The 18,924-nt window shown below is 46.3% G+C and carries 18 protein-coding genes; 11 read left to right on the forward strand and 7 right to left on the reverse strand.

The window, feature by feature from the left end:
- Window positions 1-145: 145 nt before the first annotated feature.
- Window positions 146-928, forward strand: coding sequence for a glutamate racemase (murI, locus tag MKZ12_RS08740; RefSeq protein ID WP_339259981.1), 783 nt, complete (start codon window positions 146-148; stop codon window positions 926-928).
- Window positions 929-966: 38 nt separating this feature from the next.
- Window positions 967-1,518, forward strand: coding sequence for a histidine phosphatase family protein (locus MKZ12_RS08745; protein WP_339259984.1), 552 nt, complete (start codon window positions 967-969; stop codon window positions 1,516-1,518).
- A gap of 69 nt (window positions 1,519-1,587) precedes the next feature.
- On the opposite strand, the gene MKZ12_RS08750 is transcribed toward MKZ12_RS08745, so the two are convergent.
- Window positions 1,588-1,950, reverse strand: coding sequence for a DUF423 domain-containing protein (locus MKZ12_RS08750; protein WP_307538348.1), 363 nt, complete (start codon window positions 1,948-1,950; stop codon window positions 1,588-1,590).
- A 66-nt stretch (window positions 1,951-2,016) separates the two neighbouring features.
- Window positions 2,017-2,946, reverse strand: a complete 930-nt coding sequence (coaA, locus tag MKZ12_RS08755) for a type I pantothenate kinase (RefSeq protein ID WP_339259986.1) — start codon at window positions 2,944-2,946, stop codon at window positions 2,017-2,019.
- Between the two features lie 194 nt (window positions 2,947-3,140).
- On the opposite strand from coaA, the gene MKZ12_RS08760 reads away from it, so the two are divergent.
- The 7 genes from MKZ12_RS08760 to odhB all read left to right on the forward strand — a co-directional run bounded on the left by MKZ12_RS08760 (window position 3,141) and on the right by odhB (window position 11,020).
- On the forward strand, window positions 3,141-3,929 hold the full coding sequence (locus MKZ12_RS08760) for a DUF3891 family protein (protein ID WP_339259988.1): 789 nt from the start codon (window positions 3,141-3,143) through the stop codon (window positions 3,927-3,929).
- Between the two features lie 230 nt (window positions 3,930-4,159).
- Entirely contained in the window at window positions 4,160-4,669 is a 510-nt protein-coding gene (locus MKZ12_RS08765) for an 8-oxo-dGTP diphosphatase (RefSeq protein WP_339240777.1), read from the forward strand.
- A gap of 26 nt (window positions 4,670-4,695) precedes the next feature.
- Entirely contained in the window at window positions 4,696-5,061 is a 366-nt protein-coding gene (locus MKZ12_RS08770) for a nuclear transport factor 2 family protein (protein WP_339259990.1), read from the forward strand.
- A 241-nt stretch (window positions 5,062-5,302) separates the two neighbouring features.
- Entirely contained in the window at window positions 5,303-5,800 is a 498-nt protein-coding gene (locus tag MKZ12_RS08775) for a GNAT family N-acetyltransferase (RefSeq protein WP_339240779.1), read from the forward strand.
- Window positions 5,801-6,235: an NUDIX domain-containing protein gene (locus MKZ12_RS08780; protein WP_339259992.1), complete on the forward strand. Its 435-nt coding sequence runs from the start codon at window positions 5,801-5,803 to the stop codon at window positions 6,233-6,235.
- A gap of 634 nt (window positions 6,236-6,869) precedes the next feature.
- Window positions 6,870-9,743, forward strand: a complete 2,874-nt coding sequence (locus MKZ12_RS08785) for a 2-oxoglutarate dehydrogenase E1 component (RefSeq protein ID WP_339240783.1) — start codon at window positions 6,870-6,872, stop codon at window positions 9,741-9,743.
- Window positions 9,744-9,748: 5 nt separating this feature from the next.
- The gene (odhB, locus tag MKZ12_RS08790) at window positions 9,749-11,020 is read left to right on the forward strand and encodes a 2-oxoglutarate dehydrogenase complex dihydrolipoyllysine-residue succinyltransferase (RefSeq protein WP_339259994.1); all 1,272 of its coding nucleotides are present in this window, start codon (window positions 9,749-9,751) and stop codon (window positions 11,018-11,020) included.
- A 128-nt stretch (window positions 11,021-11,148) separates the two neighbouring features.
- Here odhB and MKZ12_RS08795 read toward each other — a convergent pair whose 3' ends face one another.
- From MKZ12_RS08795 to MKZ12_RS08810, 4 genes are all read right to left on the reverse strand, one after another.
- Window positions 11,149-12,129 (reverse strand): alpha/beta hydrolase, encoded by a 981-nt coding sequence (locus MKZ12_RS08795; RefSeq protein WP_339259996.1) that lies wholly within the window; start codon window positions 12,127-12,129, stop codon window positions 11,149-11,151.
- A gap of 41 nt (window positions 12,130-12,170) precedes the next feature.
- Window positions 12,171-13,148 carry a type I phosphomannose isomerase catalytic subunit gene (locus tag MKZ12_RS08800; RefSeq protein WP_339240789.1) on the reverse strand — a complete coding sequence of 326 codons (978 nt, stop codon included), beginning with the start codon at window positions 13,146-13,148 and terminating at the stop codon, window positions 12,171-12,173.
- 189 nt (window positions 13,149-13,337) lie between these two features.
- A complete protein-coding gene (locus tag MKZ12_RS08805) occupies window positions 13,338-13,922 on the reverse strand; it encodes a class I SAM-dependent methyltransferase (RefSeq protein ID WP_339259997.1) in 585 nt (194 codons plus the stop codon).
- Window positions 13,923-14,876 carry a TIGR01212 family radical SAM protein gene (locus MKZ12_RS08810; protein ID WP_036610193.1) on the reverse strand — a complete coding sequence of 318 codons (954 nt, stop codon included), beginning with the start codon at window positions 14,874-14,876 and terminating at the stop codon, window positions 13,923-13,925.
- Window positions 14,877-15,193: 317 nt separating this feature from the next.
- Between MKZ12_RS08810 and MKZ12_RS08815 the strand changes: the two genes are divergently transcribed.
- Together MKZ12_RS08815 and trmB are read left to right on the forward strand one after the other, a co-directional pair.
- Window positions 15,194-15,394, forward strand: coding sequence for a hypothetical protein (locus MKZ12_RS08815; protein WP_036610190.1), 201 nt, complete (start codon window positions 15,194-15,196; stop codon window positions 15,392-15,394).
- A gap of 152 nt (window positions 15,395-15,546) precedes the next feature.
- The gene (gene trmB / locus MKZ12_RS08820; RefSeq protein WP_339240792.1) at window positions 15,547-16,302 is read left to right on the forward strand and encodes a tRNA (guanosine(46)-N7)-methyltransferase TrmB; all 756 of its coding nucleotides are present in this window, start codon (window positions 15,547-15,549) and stop codon (window positions 16,300-16,302) included.
- 119 nt (window positions 16,303-16,421) lie between these two features.
- Here the strand turns inward: trmB and MKZ12_RS08825 are convergent, their stop codons facing one another.
- On the reverse strand, window positions 16,422-18,674 hold the full coding sequence (locus MKZ12_RS08825) for a helix-turn-helix domain-containing protein (RefSeq protein WP_339259999.1): 2,253 nt from the start codon (window positions 18,672-18,674) through the stop codon (window positions 16,422-16,424).
- Window positions 18,675-18,924 lie beyond the last annotated feature (250 nt).

The raw sequence follows: 18,924 nt of genomic DNA on the forward strand, positions 1-18,924 counted from the left end.
CGATCCGTAACCGGGAATGATTCCCGCAAGTCGTCAAGCACTGTAGTGTGTGATGAGCCGGAAATACAAACCTCACCTCCAGTCAGCATGAGCAGCATTGAGAGGTTCTTGGAACCCGAAATAATACATTATAGAGGTGAAATCCTTGAATAAGAAAATTGCTTTTTTTGATTCAGGCATCGGTGGTTTGACCGTTTTGCATAAGGCATTACAACAGTTTCCCGAAGAAAAATTCCTGTATTACGCGGATACCTTGCATGTCCCGTATGGAACCAAATCTGCGGATGAGGTGAGAGGACATATTTTTGATTGTGTGGAAGCCATCGTTCAGGAGGATGTCCGAGCAATCGTAATTGCTTGTAATACTGCAACCAGTTTGGCTGTTAAAGATCTGCGCGCCAAGTACGATATCCCGATTATTGGTATGGAGCCTGCGGTGAAACCAGCCGTGGAGATGAATCGTGAGAGTGGGAAGAGAGTGCTTGTATTTGCCACTGCCCTCACCTTGAGCCAAACCAAGTATAACGAACTGGTATCGCGTGTTGATGATCACCACAGTGTGGATTCCATTGCGCTGCCGGAACTTGTGGAATGGTGCGAACAGCTGGATTTTGATCCGGGCAAAATCGCTGATTATTTCCGGCTCAAGCTGGCAGATCTCGATCTTCAGGTGTATGGCACAGTGGTGCTTGGCTGCACGCATTATCCATTCTACACGTCCATTCTGCGCACGGTTCTGCCAGATCATATACAGATTATTGATGGCAGTACAGGCACCGTGAATCATCTGAAGCAGCGGCTTGGATTGGTGGCTCAGCATGGAGAGAGAATTGGGGAACAGGTCACTTTCCTCAGTTCAGCAGGCCGACCGGAAGAGCAGGAGAAGATGTACAGGGCACTCCAATATCTTGAGAAGAACTCCATGTAGGTTACTCCATGTAGGTTACACCATAGGAGGTGATCGCTATGCAGTCCATTTATCTTATCCGTCACGCCAAGGCCACAGGGCAGGAACCCCATGCAGAGCTTACAGATGAAGGGATCAGGCAAGCCGAAAAACTTGCAGATATCTTGGCTGATCAATCCATTACGTATATTGTTTCCAGTCCGTGGAAAAGGGCTGTTCAGACGGCTATGCCGTTGGGCATGGCAACGCTGCAACATATACATACGGATGAACGTCTCCAGGAGAGGGTACTTAGCTCTTTGGATCTGCCTAACTGGATGGATGTACTGAAACGTACATACGATGATGTGGATTTGGTGGAAGAAGGCGGGGAATCTTCCAGAAACGCGGCTGCAAGGGGGCTGGCGCTTCTGGAAGAGTTGTGGAGCAGACCTGAACAGCATGGGGCCGTGGTTACACATGGGAACTTGTTATCACTGCTTATTCGTGAGTATGAACCATCCTTTGGCTATGAAGAGTGGGCCAAACTTTCGAACCCGGATGTGTATGTATTGGAGAAACAGCGGCCAGAAGCAGGGCAGTTCACCATTCGCAGAATCTGGACAGATTAAACAGGAAAAGAGTGCTCCAGCGATAGGATATCAGCCAGAACACTCTTTTCGTTTATTCATAGGGGATGCTTATAGGGCGGCAATCATGATCATAACCCATCCAGCCAAAAATGCGACTCCACCAAGTGGCGTAATGGCTCCCAATTTGCGAACACCCGTAACACTCAAAGCGTACAGGCTGCCAGAGAACAGGATGATGCCGGCGAACATCAGCCATCCGGCAAGCATGACGAGTGAAGAGGATTCGAGACGGTCTGCCAGCAGCCCAATCAGGATGATCCCCAGCCCGTGGATGAGGTGATATTGAACACCGGTTTCATAGATTTTGATCATGTCAGCGGATAATTTGCGCTTGAGCGCGTGTGCGCCAAAAGCACCCAAAGCAACAGCCAGGAACATCATAATGCTGCCGAGTATAATCAGGGTTTGCAATGTGTTTTTCTCTCCTTTTAAGGGTAATTAGTTATAACATCAAGGTTTATTTTGCACGAGTGTTGTTTAGAGTTTGCGCAATTGAATCTGCCCAATGGAGTGATCGGCTTCCTTTTTTAGAATCAGTCTGGCACGCCCTTTGGTTGGCAAAATGTTCTCATGCAGGTTTTTGGCATTGATATCCTGCCAGATCTGGTTGGCGGTCCGCACGGTTTCTTCTTCATCAATATTGGCGAATCGTTGATGGAAAAAGGAATCCGTGTCCTGGAATGCCGTATTGCGGAGCAGCTTGAAACGCTCAACGTACCAGTGTCTTATATGCTCTTCTTCTGCATCAATGTAGATGGAGAAATCGAAGAAATCACTAACCAGCAAAGGCGTTTCTTTTTTGACCTGAAGTACATTGATGCCTTCAATTATGAGAATATCCGGTTGACAGATCTGCACCTCTTCTCCTTGAATGACATCGTAGGCGAGATGAGAATACACAGGTGCTTTCACTTCGGGTTTGCCTGATTTCACATCGCCCATGAACTGAATCAAGGATTTGATATCATAGCTTTCCGGGAATCCCTTACGGTTCATGATGCCCTTCTCTTGCAGCACGGCATTGGGATATAAGAAACCGTCGGTTGTGACAAGGTCAACCTTCGGGCTATTCTTGCCTCGGGCGAGCAGTGCCTGAAGCAAGCGGGCCGCTGTACTTTTGCCCACGGCAACACTTCCCCCGATTCCGATGATGTAGGGGGTGGGGAGCGCTTCTTTTTTCATAAAGGAGGCCGTTAGTCGATTCAGCTCTCGTGAAACTCTTGCATATAGGTCAATAAAGTGGGTGAGAGGCAGGTATATATCTTCGACTTCTTGAATCGATACCTCTTCATTCAATCCCTTTAACTGTTCTAATTCGGCTTCCGTCAGTGGAAGAGTGGTCTGATGTTCTTTAAGTTCAGCCCATTCCTTGCGGTTAAACTCGATGTAAGGAGAGTATAAATTCATGAGATCCCGCTTTCTGTATGTAATATAATTGTGGACACAACCTTTAGTGTACCAAATTTCAGGAAACTGACAACACCTTTACATTGTCCGTTTCATAATGCCTTTCGTGAAAATGGAGCGAAAATCAACTTATAGGAAAGTTTAACCCAATTTATGTTAAAGTCAACGTATACCATGCGGAAGGGTGACAGCATATGATCATATATGAGAGAGAGCATGATTTTGTTTTGACCGCACAGCATGAGCATGGATTAGTAGCCGGAGAGATGGCTTCCCACTGGAAGAAAGAATTACTAGCCGACGCTGCACATCGGGATGAATTGATTCTGGCGGCGAGAGAACATGACCGGGGCTGGATTGAGTTGGATGCTGCTCCGTTCTGGAATGATTATAGCCAATCACCATATTCGTTTCGGGATTTTCCTTTGCGTCCGCGTTTTGTATTCTACCATAAAGGGATTGAAGAGGTTTGTCAGAAAAACCTCTACGCCGGATTATTGTGCAGTTTGATGTATACGGAGCTATTTCAAAAGAATCTGGGTGCTAATGCTCAGGATGATGAAGACATCCGAACTTATCTCCAGCAAGAACATGAACGTCAGCTGAATTGGCAGAAAGAGCTTGGCGGTGATGCTGAAGCATTGAAACAGAGGATGCAAAGCGATGTGGAAATCATGCTTTTCTGCGATCAGCTCAGTTTGTTTCTATGTATGGAGGAACCTGGAACACCTGCTGCGCGTTATGATTTTTTTGCAGAAGGGCTTAGTTGCACGTTTGATGCCTGTTCCAGACAACCGATTCAGGCAGAGTGGTTATCCAATGAAAAAGTAGGCCTGTCTTTTTTTCCGTTTGATGAAGACTTTACGGTCGTTTTGCCTTATAAATCGGTGCCGAAGGCAAGTATCCGCAAATTTGGTATGCAACAGGCTTATCGCCGGGCTGAGTGGAAGGAACGTCGTGTGTTAATTACGGATTTGAACTGAGAACTGGAAACGCCAAGCTAGGGGAATGAGCAACATAGAATATCACAAAACAGGCGGGCTTCTGATGTACAGGGTGTCCGCCTTTCGTATGCATATATATCATCATGGAATGTACTGTGAGATCAGTGAAATTACTAATAAATCAGCGTGGGAATAAAGAAGGAAAACACAGGTTATTCCCAGAAATGTTAGTGTACAGCAGAAAAGTGCATGTTAGCAGGAGGACGAATATGAACACCAGAATAGAGATATTAACGATGTGTATGGTATGGGACAAAGTGAATGATCAGGTGTTATTAATGAATCGGCCGGATCGCAAAGGATTTCCGGGATACATCGCTCCTGGGGGAAAGGTAGACTTTCCGGAGAGCATTGTGGATGGTGCTGTGCGGGAGGTTCTGGAGGAGACGGGTTTAACGGTCAATGAGATTACGTATAAAGGACTCGATGAATTCTGTGATCCCGAACAAGGATTACGTTACATGGTATTCAACTATTTGGCGACTTCATTCGAGGGACAATTATTGCAGAATCCGCCCGAAGGCGAACTGTTATGGGTGCCTATGAAGCGGGTGTCCGAGCTGCCTATGCAGGACTGGTTCGCTGAACGTCTCCCACGATTTTTCCAAAAGGGTACGTTTGAGCGGAGTGTGATCTGGGAGAAGTCATCCGGACGTACGCTGCAAGAGACATTTATGTTGTATAGCGATTCCGCTCTTGAACAGCGTGGGGTTCGATAAAATCAACGTGAAAGGGAGAGAAGATCATGGGATACCAGCATGCCTTAGAAGGATACATTGCAGCGACGAATACACATCAGTTTCATGAAGTGAGCAAATGGTTATCGCCAGATGCCGTATATTGGTTTACAGAAACGTCATGCACTACTCCAGACGAAATCCGGGCTTATTTTGAGAACGCTTGGGAAACAGTCCAGGAAGAAGTCTACAGTGCTGAAGAGGTTAAGTGGATTACGACTAGCAAAGATCAGGCAGTTTGTATTTATACCTACCACTGGAAGGGGATTTATCAGGGAGAGCCGGCTTATGGAAAGGGGCGGGCAACGAATGTATTTGTTGCTGGGCTTGATGGGGAATGGAAATTAATCCATGAGCATTTAAGCTTGGGTTAGAATAAAATTAATGCCTCATAATGTATCATCCATATCTATATATTTATATCCAAATATTATGGTATAATGAAGGTTACTATTTTTATGGGAGATGACTAGCCCAGGAGAAACAGTGCGTGTTTAATAGATTGAGTAAACTAGTTTGTTGAAGTAAGCATGATATATTTGTAGATTTGCCATACATAGGCTTCTGCAAACAGAACGAGAATGAATATTGTACGATGAAAAGGTGGAGATTGGCATGAAATTGTCGTTCCGGATTTTGGATTGGGAAGAAGAGCGACCATACGAACTTTTATTGATGGCTGATCCTTCAAAAGAAATTGTTGATGAGTACCTGAGTCGGGGTGTTTGTTTTATTGCTGAGTATGAAGGAGAGATGGTTGGAGAGTTCGTATTGCTCAAGACTCGTCCGGAGACTGCCGAGATAGTTAATATTGCCGTACAGGAAGAACTGCAGGGACAAGGTGTAGGCAAACACATGATTAAGGAAGCGATGGAAGCTGCACGCAGATTAGGCTGCCGGATTCTCGAGATTGGAACAGGCAACTCCAGCTTTCATCAATTGAAGTTATACCAACGTTGCGGTTTCCGCATTATCGGGGTTGATCGTGATTTCTTTGTGAGGCACTATGAGGAAGAAATTATAGAGGATGGTATTCGTTGTGTGGATATGATTCGTATGGCCATAGATCTGGATGCTGTTACAGAGGATGAAGACGAAAGGAAGAGTACTTAGGTGAATCGGTATACACATATTGGCGTATATGGCTTGGTCACTTGGGAGCAAAAAATCCTGTTGATTCATAAGGCACGGGGAGCATATCAGGGGCAATGGGATTTACCGGGCGGAAGGCTGGAGTTTGGTGAGCATCCAGAGGCAGCTCTTCATCGTGAGATTGAAGAAGAGACCGGCCTGACCGATCTACAAGTAATGATTTGTTCTGCGGAGTCTAAGGTTGTGGAATGGGTGCATCAAGGTGAGCCGGAAGAGCTGCACCATATCGGGATGCTGTACGATGTTGTTTTGACCGCAGCTTGTCAGCCGGATCAGATCAAAAAAGCACCCGATGGTGAAGATTCGTTAGGCGCGGATTGGTTTACACTGGAGCAGACTGCTGATCTTTCCCTAACGCCGTTTGCAGAGTATATGATTAGTAAAAGAACACCCTGATGCGCATCATCAACTATATTGTTAACTCAAATTGGCTATATCCAAAGAAGCTGCTCGGATCATTCATGTCTGGGCCAGCTTTTTTAGTGGGTCTCCTGAAGAAAAAACCAATTATTTGTTGAATGTCATGTCAATTGGTTAATGTTTAACTTGACGGTTTGTTTTTGAACATAATGGACCACAATTCAATTAAGGAGGTAAAATGGGAGATCATATGCCTATTTTGTTATAATTAAGCGTTCGTTGTTCTAACCAAATTGCTCGATGAATTTTGATTCATCTAATTTATGCATCAATTGAGCTAAAAATAGGAAATGCTCCTGAGCGTAAAAGTTTATAGAATAGATATTAGAACACGGACTTCACTTGAAGAAGAGGAGAAAGTGTAACCTTCGAACGGATCAGGACAGTATTCGACATCTGTGCGACGGTATATACAATCATTGTTCTACTTTGATTTTGAAAACGCAGACAAACCTTGACGGGAGCGTCGGACTAACGTTACTACCACCAACAGCACGATTATTGGACTTCATGAAAAATTTCGCTTAAAATGTTGAACGAACGCAAATTACGGCTTAGTCAATGATTTCCGTCAAAAACTTATGACTAAATCAAGACGGAGGGAACGTCGATGACGATCGTGGAAGGCAACAAGAAGCCCTGGGAAAGTTACTATGGCCCCAATATGGGATACGTACAGGAACAATATGAATTATTTGCTCAAGACCCTGGTTCGGTTACACCGGCCTATCGTGAACTATTTGAACAATGGGGTGCACCGCCAATGTCTGGCAAGGATGCACGCACAACCTCGAATTCCGGCAACGCCCAATCGGCTTCCGGAAGCGTGGACATTCAATTATTACAGAAAGCGGTTACAGCAGGTAAGCTGGTATGGAATATCCGTACGTATGGTCATCTTGCTGCAGACATAGACCCGCTTGGAATCAGTGAAGATACAGATACATCTTTGCTGGAACCTCAGCATTTTGAATTAAACGAAGAAGATCTGAAAGCTTTGCCTGCTTCCCTGATCTGGGAAGGTGCAGATGGACAGACCGCAACCGGTTGGGATGCAATCCAACGCTTGCGTCAGATTTACACTGGACCCATGGCCTATGAATTCAGTCATGTGCACGAAGTTCAAGAACGTGAATGGTTGAATCGCCGTGCGGAATCCCGGACTTCACCAGCTCCACTTACCCCGAAAGAACGTAAGGCTTTGCTGGAACGTTTGGTTGAAGTTGAGCAATTTGAAGACTATCTTCACAAAACATTTGTTGGACAGAAACGTTTCTCTATCGAAGGTAACGATGTGCTTGTACCGATGCTGGACGAAGCTGTCCGTATCATGGCAGAAGCCGGATCAAGCCACATTCTGATGGGTATGGCCCACCGTGGACGGTTAAACGTACTTGCCCATGTATTAGGCAAACCGTACAGCAAAATTTTCTCTGAATTCCATCATGCTCCGAACAAAGACCTGGTTCCATCGGAAGGTTCGACGGGAATCAACTACGGTTGGACGGGGGATGTCAAATATCATATGGGTGCGAACCGTTTTGTAAAAGACGGGGAAACTGTGCAGGCTCGCCTTACTCTGGCGAATAACCCGAGCCATCTGGAGTACGTCAATCCGGTTGTACAAGGGTTTGCACGTGCGGCTCAGGATGACCGTCGTGATCCTGGATATCCGAAGCAGGATGTAACGAAGGCGGCTACCATTTTAATGCATGGTGACGCCGCATTCCCTGGAGAAGGGATCGTTGCAGAGACGCTTAACTTCAAAGCTTTGCCAGGATATCAGAATGGCGGAACCATCCATATTATCGTCAACAATCGTCTGGGCTTCACTACAGATAGCGGTGATTCCCGTTCAACATACTACGCAAGTGACCTTGCTAAAGGGTACGAAATTCCGATTGTTCACGTGAATGCGGACAATCCAGAAGCTTGTATTGCAGCCATTCGTATGGCAGCAGAGTATCGCAATCGTTTCAAAAAGGATTTCCTGATCGACTTGATCGGTTACCGTCGTTACGGCCATAATGAAACTGATGATCCCGAAACGACTCAACCTATCGTTTATGACAAGGTGAAAAACCATCCAACGGTAAGCCACCTGTATCAGGATCTATTGAAGCAGGAATCGGTTATCGATGATGCGTCCATTACGAGCATTCGCGATGGAGTAACGAACAAATTAAAAGAAGCTTATGACCAGATGAAGAAAAATGAAGTACATGAATATTACCAACGGAAAATCAGTGAGCCGGAAGCAGTTACAATTACGCCTACTGCCGTACCATTGGAGAATCTGCGCAGCATTAATGCGGACCTGCTGAAATGGCCTGAGAACTTCAATGTTTATCCGAAGCTACAGCGCATTTTGCAACGCCGGAGCACTTCCCTGAACGAAGGGGAAAAAGTGGATTGGAGCCTTGCGGAGACACTCGCATTTGCAACCATTCTCGCTGATGGCAAACCAATTCGGATTAGTGGACAGGATGCCGAGCGCGCTACATTCGCTCATCGGAATCTGGTACTGCATGATTCGGAGAACGGAGCCAAGTTCTGTCCGTTGCATCACTTGCCACAGGCAAGAGCATCCTTTGCCATCTATAACAGTCCGTTGTCTGAAGAATCCGTTGTTGGATTCGAATATGGATATAACGTATATTCACCAGATACACTGGTCATCTGGGAAGCTCAATTCGGGGATTTTGCCAACTGTGCACAGGTTATTTTTGACCAGTTTGTATCCGCAGGTCGTGCCAAGTGGTCTCAAAAATCCAGTCTGGTGATGTTGCTTCCACATGCGAATGAAGGTCAGGGACCTGAGCATACAAGTGCTCGTCTGGAACGCTTCCTTCAGTTGTGTGCAGAAGACAACATGACGGTTGCCAACTTGTCGAGTGCTTCCCAGTACTTCCACTTGTTGCGTCGTCAAGCTTCGTTGACTGAAACGGAAGATGCCCGTCCACTTGTGATGATGTCACCGAAAAGTCTCATCCGGAATCCGCGTGTTGCATCACCGGCAGTGGAATTCAGTGAAGGCAAATTCGAACTTGTGCTTGAGCAAGCTGGGCTGGGTACGCAGCCGGATCGTGTGGAGCGCATTATTCTGTGCAGTGGCAAGATTGCCATTGACCTGGAAGATGCTTTTGAAAAAGATAAAGCAGATTGGTCATGGCTTCACATTATTCGAGTGGAACAGCTGTATCCGTTCCCGGCAGAAGAGATCAAACGTATCCTCGCACGTTTCAGTAATGTAAAAGAACTGGTATGGGTACAGGAAGAAAACAAAAATATGGGCGCCTGGACTTACATGGAGCCTCGTCTTCGCGAAGTTGCTCCGGAAGGCACAACCGTTAGATACGAAGGTCGCCCGGAACACGCAAGTCCTTCCAGCGGTTATCAGCTTGTGCATAGTATGGAACAGCAACAGATTATTACATCTGCGTTGAAACAAACGACGAAGAATAATATTCCACTGGGGAGGTAAGAGCTGTGAGTGAAATTAAAGTACCTGCAATGGGTGAGTCAATAACTGAGGGAACTGTATCCAGATGGATGGTTAAAGAAGGGGAAACCGTTAATCAGGGTGATGTGCTTCTTGAACTGGAAACGGATAAAGTAAATATCGAGATCAGCGCAGAAGAAAGTGGCGTGCTGGAGAAGATCATTCGTCAGGAAGGAGAGACGGTAGAGATCGGTGAAACGATCGGTACACTCTCAGCTGGCTCTGGAGGAGGAAGCGGTGCACCCGCTTCCGAACCGGCAGCGGCAGAAGAGAAAAAGGCCGCTACTCCTGCACCTGAAGCACCAACACCAACAGCACCTGTTGCGGCGGCACCGGAATCATCCGACAGCGCCAAAACGGCTTCGCCGTCCGCTCGCAAGCTTGCACGTGAACGTGGTATCGAGTTGGATCAGGTTCAGAGCAAAGATCCAATTGGACGGGTATACCAGGATGACGTGAAGAGCCATAACAATCAGGCACCTGCTCCGGCAGCTCCACCTGCCAATAAAGCTCCTGCGGCACCAAGTGCTCCGGCAGCTGGAAGTTCCACGTATACCAAACCAGTGGAGCGTCAGCGGATGTCTCGCCGTCGTGCGACCATTGCCAAACGTCTGGTAGAGGCTCAGCAGACTGCAGCTATGTTGACTACGTTTAATGAAGTGGATATGACTGCGATTATGGATGTACGTAAACGCCGTAAGGACAAGTTCAAAGAGAAACATGAGATTAACCTCGGGTTCATGTCCTTCTTCACCAAAGCAGTTGTGGGAGCTCTGAAAAAATTCCCTACAATTAACGCAGAGATTGATGGCGAAGATGTTGTACTCAAAAAGTATTATGATATCGGCATTGCCGTATCTGCGAAAGAAGGACTGGTTGTACCGGTTGTACGGGATGCCGATCGTCTGGGCTTTGCCGAGATTGAGAAGAGCATTGCGGACCTGGCATCCAAAGCTCGTTCCAACACACTGGCGTTATCTGATCTGCAAGGTGGAACGTTCACCATCACCAATGGTGGAACATTCGGATCCTTGTTGTCTACGCCTATTCTGAATACACCACAAGTAGGTATTCTGGGGATGCATAAGATCCAGCTTCGTCCAGTGGCGATTGATGCAGAGCGGATGGAAAACCGTCCGATGATGTACATCGCGTTGTCTTACGATCACCGGATTATCGACGGCAGTGAAGCTGTACGTTTCCTTGTGACCGTGAAAGAACTGCTTGAAGACCCGGAATCACTGTTGATTGAAGGTTAATCCATAACGTTCAAGGCTATTATTCATATCGCTTAACAAGAAACCCCTGAATTGGAGCGCAGCGTGAGCTGTACATCCGATTCAGGGGTTTCTTTAGCTATTGATAATATTGTATTGTTCCGGCTCTATTATATAGAGTCAGCTGTTTCAGTAAGGCTCACAGGCCTATCGTGTGTATTCGAGCTAGGGGTATTCCGCTCTAGCCAGTCTACAACATGCTGAGCCACTTCTGTTCGGTTGATCTCATGCAGCATTTCGTGGCGTCCACCCGGATACAGGCGATACTCAATATTCTCCAGTTGAAGCTTCTTGTACTGGGAGACCAGATTAAGAACACCTTTGCCATGAAGTCCAACGGGGTCCTTTTCACCTGAGAACAGATATACGGGTTTGTGTTTAGGTATGCGCTCCATATTGTGTGGAAGATGGACTTCGAGCAGCAATTTGAAGAAGTCGCGGAAAAAGCCTGCTGTACAGACTGCCCCGCACAGGGGATCATCAATGAATCGCTGAACCTCTTGTGCGTCCCGGGACAACCAATCAAACGGTGTCGTTGCAGGGCGGAAAGAGCGGTTAAATCCACCAAATACAATCGCGTTGAGCAGCATGCTGGGATGAGTATCCCCCTGAATGCCGCATTGCAAGAAGGCCAGCTTCTCTCCAAACCGTAGCAGACCGCGTCTACCATTCGTCCCGGATAGAATAAAGGCATGGTACTGCTCATGACCAGCGTACATGAGATGTTGTACCAAGAATGAACCCATGCTATGTCCCATTAGAAACAAGGGCACCCCAGGATTCTCCTTGGCGGCTACCTCGCCGAGATTAATCATATCACTTGCCATCCAGCGGAAGGCATCGACACCAGCATTGCCGAGTAGCTTGGCATTCTCCACAGTTTTGCCATGACCCCGATGGTCATTGGCATAGACCGCATAGCCATTTTCAGTAAGAACGCTGGCAAATTCCGCGTATCTGGCGGCCGTCTCGCCCATGCCATGTGCAATTTGCACTACACCCTTAACGTCGCATTCCGGATCGGGAAGCCAGCGGTACACATGAATACGGGTACCTTCACTAGCAACCAAGGCAAAGGTAGATTCCTGCATCTCGTGTAATTCCTCCTTCACAGGTTACATATGAGCTTGATTTATGGCAGATAAGAGCGAAGAACAGTAGTATTCCCGTTTAAAGTATAAGAACCCAGATTGGCTGGCAAGAGATAACACTGTCCAGCTTTCAATTCAATGCTGTCTGATTCAGCATGTGCCCACTCCAAAGTGCCTTCTCCTTCACAGACAACGAGAATCGTGAAGCTGTCAGGATTTGTGGAGAGTTCCCAACGTTCAGTTACAACCCCTTTTTCCACCACAAAATAAGGACATTCCGCAAGCTTGAGCCATTCACCAGGAGTAGCGTTATTGGTTTTCATTGTTGAAGCACCTGCACCCTCATAGGCGGTGACATTCAATGAGTCTTCAACATGCAACTCACGTGGTTTGCCATCCAGTCCAGGACGATTGTAATCGTAAATCCGGTAAGTTGTATCCGAGTTTTGCTGAATCTCAGCGACAACAACACCTGCACAGAGCGCATGTACGGTTCCGGCAGGGATAAAGAACGTATCACCAGCTTCTACAGGTACCTGACGAAGGGTATCCATCACCGTGCCATTTTCCAATGCCTCTTTCAATGTTGCCCGATCCACGCCTTCATTCAGGCCGTAGATGATGTGCGCGCCCGGTTTTGCGTCGAGTACATACCACATTTCTGTTTTACCAAGCTCGCCAGGAGGAAGTGCCTCATACTCGTCTGTGGGATGAACCTGAACGGACAGGTCATCGTTGCAGTCAAGCAGCTTAATCAGAAGGGGGAAACGACCGCCTTTTTCGGAAACGCCTTTGGTTCCAAGCCATTCGGTGCCCAGTTGTTCACGAACTTCATCCAGACCCTTGCCAGCTAGTGCTCCATTTAATACCTTGGTTGTACCGTTTGGATGATCGGCTATCATCCAGCCTTCTCCGATATGTCCTTCAGGGGGCGTAAGGCCGAATTGCTCCAGCGCACGACCGCCCCACACACGTTCTTTGAATTCAGGTTGGAATTGTAATGGGTATGGCGTAGACATCAGTAATCTCTCCTCTAGTATATGAAATGGTGGATCGCTTTAATCAGTCATGGGCATGTAATCGCCATGAACAAACAAGTGAATACGTTTGCATATGTAGATTTAGAACACAGATCGCAGGAAGGAGAAGCCGTTAACAGCTCACCTTGCGATTGTGTCTAGTTTATTGTATTTGGTGAACAAAGGAAATTATTTTTTCTCAATGCCGATCAGAAAAGGAGAAGTTTCTCGCTGTAATTGGCGATACAGTACAACCTGTGCCTGTTCTACCGGCAGGGAAGAGGACCACTCCAACACGGCTGATGCTTCCTGTGCGCCTCCGTCATGACCGGGGTAGAGCACAACTGTAATAATGCCGCGAGTACGTAATAAAGCGAGTGCGGCCTCGAGTGCAGCAATTGTACTGTCAGTCTTGGTTATGATGGAGGAATCTGCATTTTCCGAAGGCAGATATCCCAGATTAAACATGACTGCACCAACCGCACCAAGCCATGACTCCGGCACGGCTTCTGACATTCGATCATGACTTAGTTGAAGCATGGAGATGGAGCCAAGCTTGGCTTCGTCGTTTTGTTTTCGAATCCGGGCCTGTGCAAGCGTAAGGGCTTCATTTTGAATATCGAATCCAATGACTTGACCACGTTTGCCTACTTGTTGTGCCAAAAATAGTGTGTCTGCCCCAGTACCAACCGTTGCATCTATGGCCAGATCACCTGGCTGCAGACGGGAAGCAATCCACTGATGAGCACAGCTGAGAACCGAAAGAAAGCCCATCTATGCTCGCCTCCAATACTTACCCTGCCATGAATCCCGCTCTCGCAGCTCACGATCAATGGAGTTCAATACTTCCCATTTGTTCATGGACCACATTGGTCCAATCAGCAGATCACGCGGTGCGTCGCCTGTAAGGCGGTGTACGATCATTTCTGGCGGGAGCATCTCCAATGTATCTACGATCAGCTTGATATACTCGTCTTGATCGAGAAAACGTAAAAGACCGGCTTCGTATTGCTTTACCATTGGTGTTTTACGCATCAGATGTAACAGGTGAATCTTGATGCCCTGTACATCCATATTGGCTACTGCCCGTCCTGTGTCCAGCATCATCTCATGCGTTTCTTGAGGCAGACCGTATATGATATGTGTGCACACACGTATATTTCGTTTGCGCAGTTTCTCAACCGCTTCTTCGTAACACTTCGTGTCGTGCGCCCGATTAATCAATGTTGATGTGGAATCGTGGATCGTTTGAAGCCCCATCTCAACCCACAAGTATGTGCGCTCGTTCAGTTCAGCCAAATAATCAACAACGTCATCTGGCAAACAATCCGGGCGCGTGGCGATGGACAGACCAACAACACCTGGTTGCTCTAAAATTTCTTCAAAATACTCGCGCAGCTCCTCAACCGGAGCATATGTGTTCGTATAGGCTTGGAAGTAACCAATATAATGGGCTGTAGGCCACTTGAGGTGCTGTTTATCTCGAATTGTATTGAATTGGGTGACCAGATCTTCACGTCTGCTGCCAGCAAAATCGCCTGATCCGCGCGCACTGCAGAAGGTACAACCACCTTTGGCAATGGAACCGTCACGGTTGGGACAGGTGAATCCAGCATCCAGCATCACTTTGAAAACTTTATTGTTGAATTGATCTCGCATCTCATAATTCCAGGTATGGAATCGTTTATCTCCCCACAGGAGAGGGGACTGTAATGCAGGTGCATTCATCTTCAAGGTACTCCTTTGGCTGTCTAATTACAGTAATCATACGTGAACAAAAGAAGAAGCGCTATGCGATTTCCGTCATAGACGATGGGTAGCGATTATAGGTGTCTTCATGAACTTTTATCATTGTATCAAAAAACTAAAAAAAAAGGGAACCAAAACGCAAAATAGGCCGTAAAATCAAGGTTTTCTCCTTGCTATAGTTTACACCTTATGTTATATTTAAATCAGCGTCAGACACCATCTAATGGGTACTATTCATCATAGCATTTGAATCAATGTTGACGTCATGGACCATACTATACCGTGAGGTGATATGAATGAATTCCCAAGTAAAAAACAATGAATTGAATCATGTATCTGTTGAATTGACGGCAGAGGAAGCACTGGCTTTAACGGGTGTTCGTTTTAATGGAAATCCGAAAGTGAAAGCGGCTGCAAGACAAAAAGTTCGCGATGCTTTCGAAAAGACATTTGATTTTTCACACCAAGATAAGGTAGACTATGAACTACTAAAGTAGTTGGACCCCAATTCCAAATAAATCGAAGAGGGAATCTTTGAGATTTGCCCAAAGTGGCAGATCCGAAGATTCCCTTTTCATTGCTCTTTACAATTTGCCAGTTCTTCGGCAAAATAGGTCTGAGACAAGTATGGGACAAACGGAGGAATAAAATGCGTTTACGTGGCAGAAAAGGGATAAGAGAAAATCTGGAGCAACAAGTTGATCTTGTTGTACTGGACCCCAAGCAACATAAAGGAAAATGGTCTGAACTGTTTGGCAATAACCATCCGATCTTCGTGGAATTTGGTATGGGTAAAGGTCAATTTATCAGCCAAATGAGTTATAAATATCCGGAATTTAATTTCATCGGTATTGATATGTATGATGAACTGGTTCGTCGTGCCAGTGAGAAAGCTCGGAATGCGTGGAGCCAGGCAGATGTGGAGACACCACCGAACCTGAAGCTTGCGCTGGCAAACATTGAACAGATCGAGGAAGTTTTTGAACCGGAAGAACTGGAACGCATTTATTTGAACTTCAGCGATCCGTGGCCAAAAGCAAAGCATGCACGTCGCCGGTTGACGCACCCGCGCTTCCTGAAGAAATACACGGAATTGCTTAATGCAAAAGGACAGATTCATTTCAAAACCGATTCGGAGACGCTGTTTGATTTCTCACTCAACGCCATTGCCGACTTTGGTCTGCAAATGACGAATCTGTCTTTGAACCTGCATCGCGATGGACTTAACGAAGAACATGTGATGACCGAGTATGAGCAGAAATTCATGGGCAAAGGCATGAACATTCACCGGGTTGAAGTGATTGTGGGTGAAGAGGCACTGCGTGAGTATCAGCAGACACGTCTGGACAAGTATAAAGTTCGCGAAGCGACAGATGAGTCTGGTGAAGGTCAGGAACAGGAATAAAATCGAAATCTAACTTAAACTCATTAAAGAAGAGCGACACATGAGGGGAATGGTTCATTCTCATAGGTCGCTCTTTTTGGCGTTGTGAAGTGCTCCTAAAAATCACGTCTGGGATGATTTCAAAAGTTCTCTGAATGAAACTCTTTGCGGCGATAATCGTTCGGTGTAACACCGTTGAACTTTTTGAACATGCGATAGAAATAGGAACTGTTGGTGAATCCGGTCCTCTCGGCAATATCGGCAACGGAGTTCTCTGTCTCTACCAGCAGATGTTGAGCCTTGGCTATGCGGGTTTCATTAATCACGTCCGTTAACCCTTTCAGGGTGAGCTGTTTGTAGAGCCTGCTTACATAGATGGGCGACATGCTAAGCTCATCTGCAATAGAAGTTAGACATAGGTTAGGGTCCGCATAGTCCCGCTCAATAATGCCGTTGATTTTGCGAATCAACTCTTCGTGCTTCAGTGTACGTTTCTCTTCAACTTTGGAACCAAGCTCATCAAACATACGATAGAAGTGTTCATGCACTTCACTGATGTCTTCCGCTTCTTTCACAGGCAGCATGAGTCCATCTGATACTGAATCAAGCGTGAGTTGATTATTTTTCTTAAGGGTATTTCGTACATGATTGAGTGTCATCGTCAGATGGGATAAGGCCAGCTGGAAGACGGTGAAGGGATAAGCGGCTGTTTCACCGACGATATCTGCATAGACTTGCTTGGCTTCTTGCGTCTTGCCTGTCATTAGATGATCGACAAGCTGTCTTTCCTTACCTGCCGGGAATGCGTACTCCTTGGCGTGATAAGCCATAATGTCAGAAGTATAGATCAGACAGCCGGGTCCCATGAACAAACGATGCAGTGAAGCTTCGGCTGATCTGGTGTAGGAAGCAATACTGTCTTCCAATGAATCTTCCTCCGTGCCGATCGTACAGGAGATGGAGCATTTCAGATGGGTCATCACAGCAGCCTGCATCATGCGCAGCAGCTCTTCTATCCGGTTGTTAGCAGGTTGCTCAAGTTCCTGGTATTCCGCTTTCTCGTTGAAAATGAGTGTGATCAGATCACCGCCCATATCCACAGCTTCCGCATTATAGTGGAGATCGGCTGTCTCGGTGCAAATGTTCATCATGGCGTATTTGACAAGCTGGGTCTCATCACGATACGTTTCGCAGAATTCCGTAAAATGATCAATACGCAGCAATACGAGTCTGGAAGCACGCTGAACATCAATGGAGGAACCGTAGAACTTCATCCGTTCTTCCAACATACCTCCAGTTACTGTTTCACGACCCTGCAAGGCCCCACGCAGAAAATCCTGCCGTAACAGATGAAGACTGCCACGTCGCTCTGCTTCCATCACACGTAAACGAACAAGCACCTTATCAATAGGGTGATATAGTTTTCGGGATACAAGGTAAGAGAGCAACAACCCTGCGATGAGAAGTCCAACACAAAACAGAACGGTATGTGTACGCATACTCCGTATATCTGAGGTAATCAGATCATACGGTGTTATTCTCACATAACGCCAGCCCAGATCATCGGGAGCGGTATAGGTGATGAGTGATTTTTCTCCGTCGACCTTCTCGGTAAAAAAAGCGGAATGCTCCGCATCCTGCATAATTGGCTTCATAAAAGCTTCACTGGAGAGATTTTTCATCAATGAACGATCACCAAAGTCGGATAATAGATCCCCATTCTCATTCACGATAAAGGTCTTGCCTGGTTGATCCACAGCATTCATGTTCGGACTGAGCCAATCATCCTTGATATTAACGATGACAGCATAGTTTAATTTCGCGTTGTCATTGATCGTGTCGTAACAGAGATAAGTGTAGCTGTTGACCTCTGTTTCTTCAGTAGAGCCGACCTGATATGTACGCGGGATGGGAACAAAAGGTTTATAGTCATGGAAGCGTTGGAGGATGCTTGTAATCCCCTGATCGTCGATCTCCGAGACGGACTGCTGCCCATTACGCACGTTGGAACTGATAAAAAATTCATTGCTTTTAGAGTTATATACATAGATAGATTCGATAAAGGGAAGGGACATGCGGTAGTTGTCGAGCTGCTCCATCGCCGATGTAATCTCATAGATATTCGGTTTGGAATAAAGCAGTAATGATGAGATGGTGTAGTCCTGATAAATCTGATATGACAATGATTTCGCAGTCTCGGTCATTTTGGCTACTTCACGGCTGGTTTGTGTAAGGCTGTTCATATCAGTACGATACACTTGGCGAAGAGCAATCCGATTATAGTTGACATACAAAATAGAAGAAGCCACAAGCAAGGTGGCGACGGTACTGATAATAATGCCGATCAGAATCCGTGTGAAGACCTGCTGACTGTCCTCTGAACGTTTACGCATTCTTTTTCCCCCTTGGACCTCCTGTTATGGGTGGAGAACGTAGAACTTCATATACATACGCCAGACTTCATACCTGGATGAGCAGAAGAACAAGAGTATCTTGAATTATATATTATGTATGCGTTTACATCAACGCTGGACAGGGTGTTTTGCCTACTTTCTCTACATAAAGTTCAACTTTCGCAGGATTGTTCACCAGTTGCAGCCTATGCACGATATCAACATTTGTGAACGGATGCGTGTGGATGTC

It is taken from the genome of Paenibacillus sp. FSL R5-0713 (assembly GCF_037973325.1).
GTDB lineage: Bacteria > Bacillota > Bacilli > Paenibacillales > Paenibacillaceae > Paenibacillus.

Coding starts and splice junctions, on each gene's coding strand:
- MKZ12_RS08810 (WP_036610193.1), bottom strand. CDS start 14,876: ATGAATGCACCTGCATTACAGTCCCCTCTCCTGTGGGGAGATAAACGA.
- MKZ12_RS08785 (WP_339240783.1), top strand. CDS start 6,870: ATGACGATCGTGGAAGGCAACAAGAAGCCCTGGGAAAGTTACTATGGC.
- MKZ12_RS08795 (WP_339259996.1), bottom strand. CDS start 12,129: ATGCAGGAATCTACCTTTGCCTTGGTTGCTAGTGAAGGTACCCGTATT.
- trmB (WP_339240792.1), top strand. CDS start 15,547: ATGCGTTTACGTGGCAGAAAAGGGATAAGAGAAAATCTGGAGCAACAA.
- MKZ12_RS08775 (WP_339240779.1), top strand. CDS start 5,303: ATGAAATTGTCGTTCCGGATTTTGGATTGGGAAGAAGAGCGACCATAC.
- MKZ12_RS08815 (WP_036610190.1), top strand. CDS start 15,194: ATGAATTCCCAAGTAAAAAACAATGAATTGAATCATGTATCTGTTGAA.
- MKZ12_RS08805 (WP_339259997.1), bottom strand. CDS start 13,922: ATGGGCTTTCTTTCGGTTCTCAGCTGTGCTCATCAGTGGATTGCTTCC.
- MKZ12_RS08825 (WP_339259999.1), bottom strand. CDS start 18,674: ATGCGTAAACGTTCAGAGGACAGTCAGCAGGTCTTCACACGGATTCTG.
- MKZ12_RS08760 (WP_339259988.1), top strand. CDS start 3,141: ATGATCATATATGAGAGAGAGCATGATTTTGTTTTGACCGCACAGCAT.
- MKZ12_RS08770 (WP_339259990.1), top strand. CDS start 4,696: ATGGGATACCAGCATGCCTTAGAAGGATACATTGCAGCGACGAATACA.
- MKZ12_RS08765 (WP_339240777.1), top strand. CDS start 4,160: ATGAACACCAGAATAGAGATATTAACGATGTGTATGGTATGGGACAAA.
- MKZ12_RS08745 (WP_339259984.1), top strand. CDS start 967: ATGCAGTCCATTTATCTTATCCGTCACGCCAAGGCCACAGGGCAGGAA.
- coaA (WP_339259986.1), bottom strand. CDS start 2,946: ATGAATTTATACTCTCCTTACATCGAGTTTAACCGCAAGGAATGGGCT.
- MKZ12_RS08800 (WP_339240789.1), bottom strand. CDS start 13,148: ATGTCTACGCCATACCCATTACAATTCCAACCTGAATTCAAAGAACGT.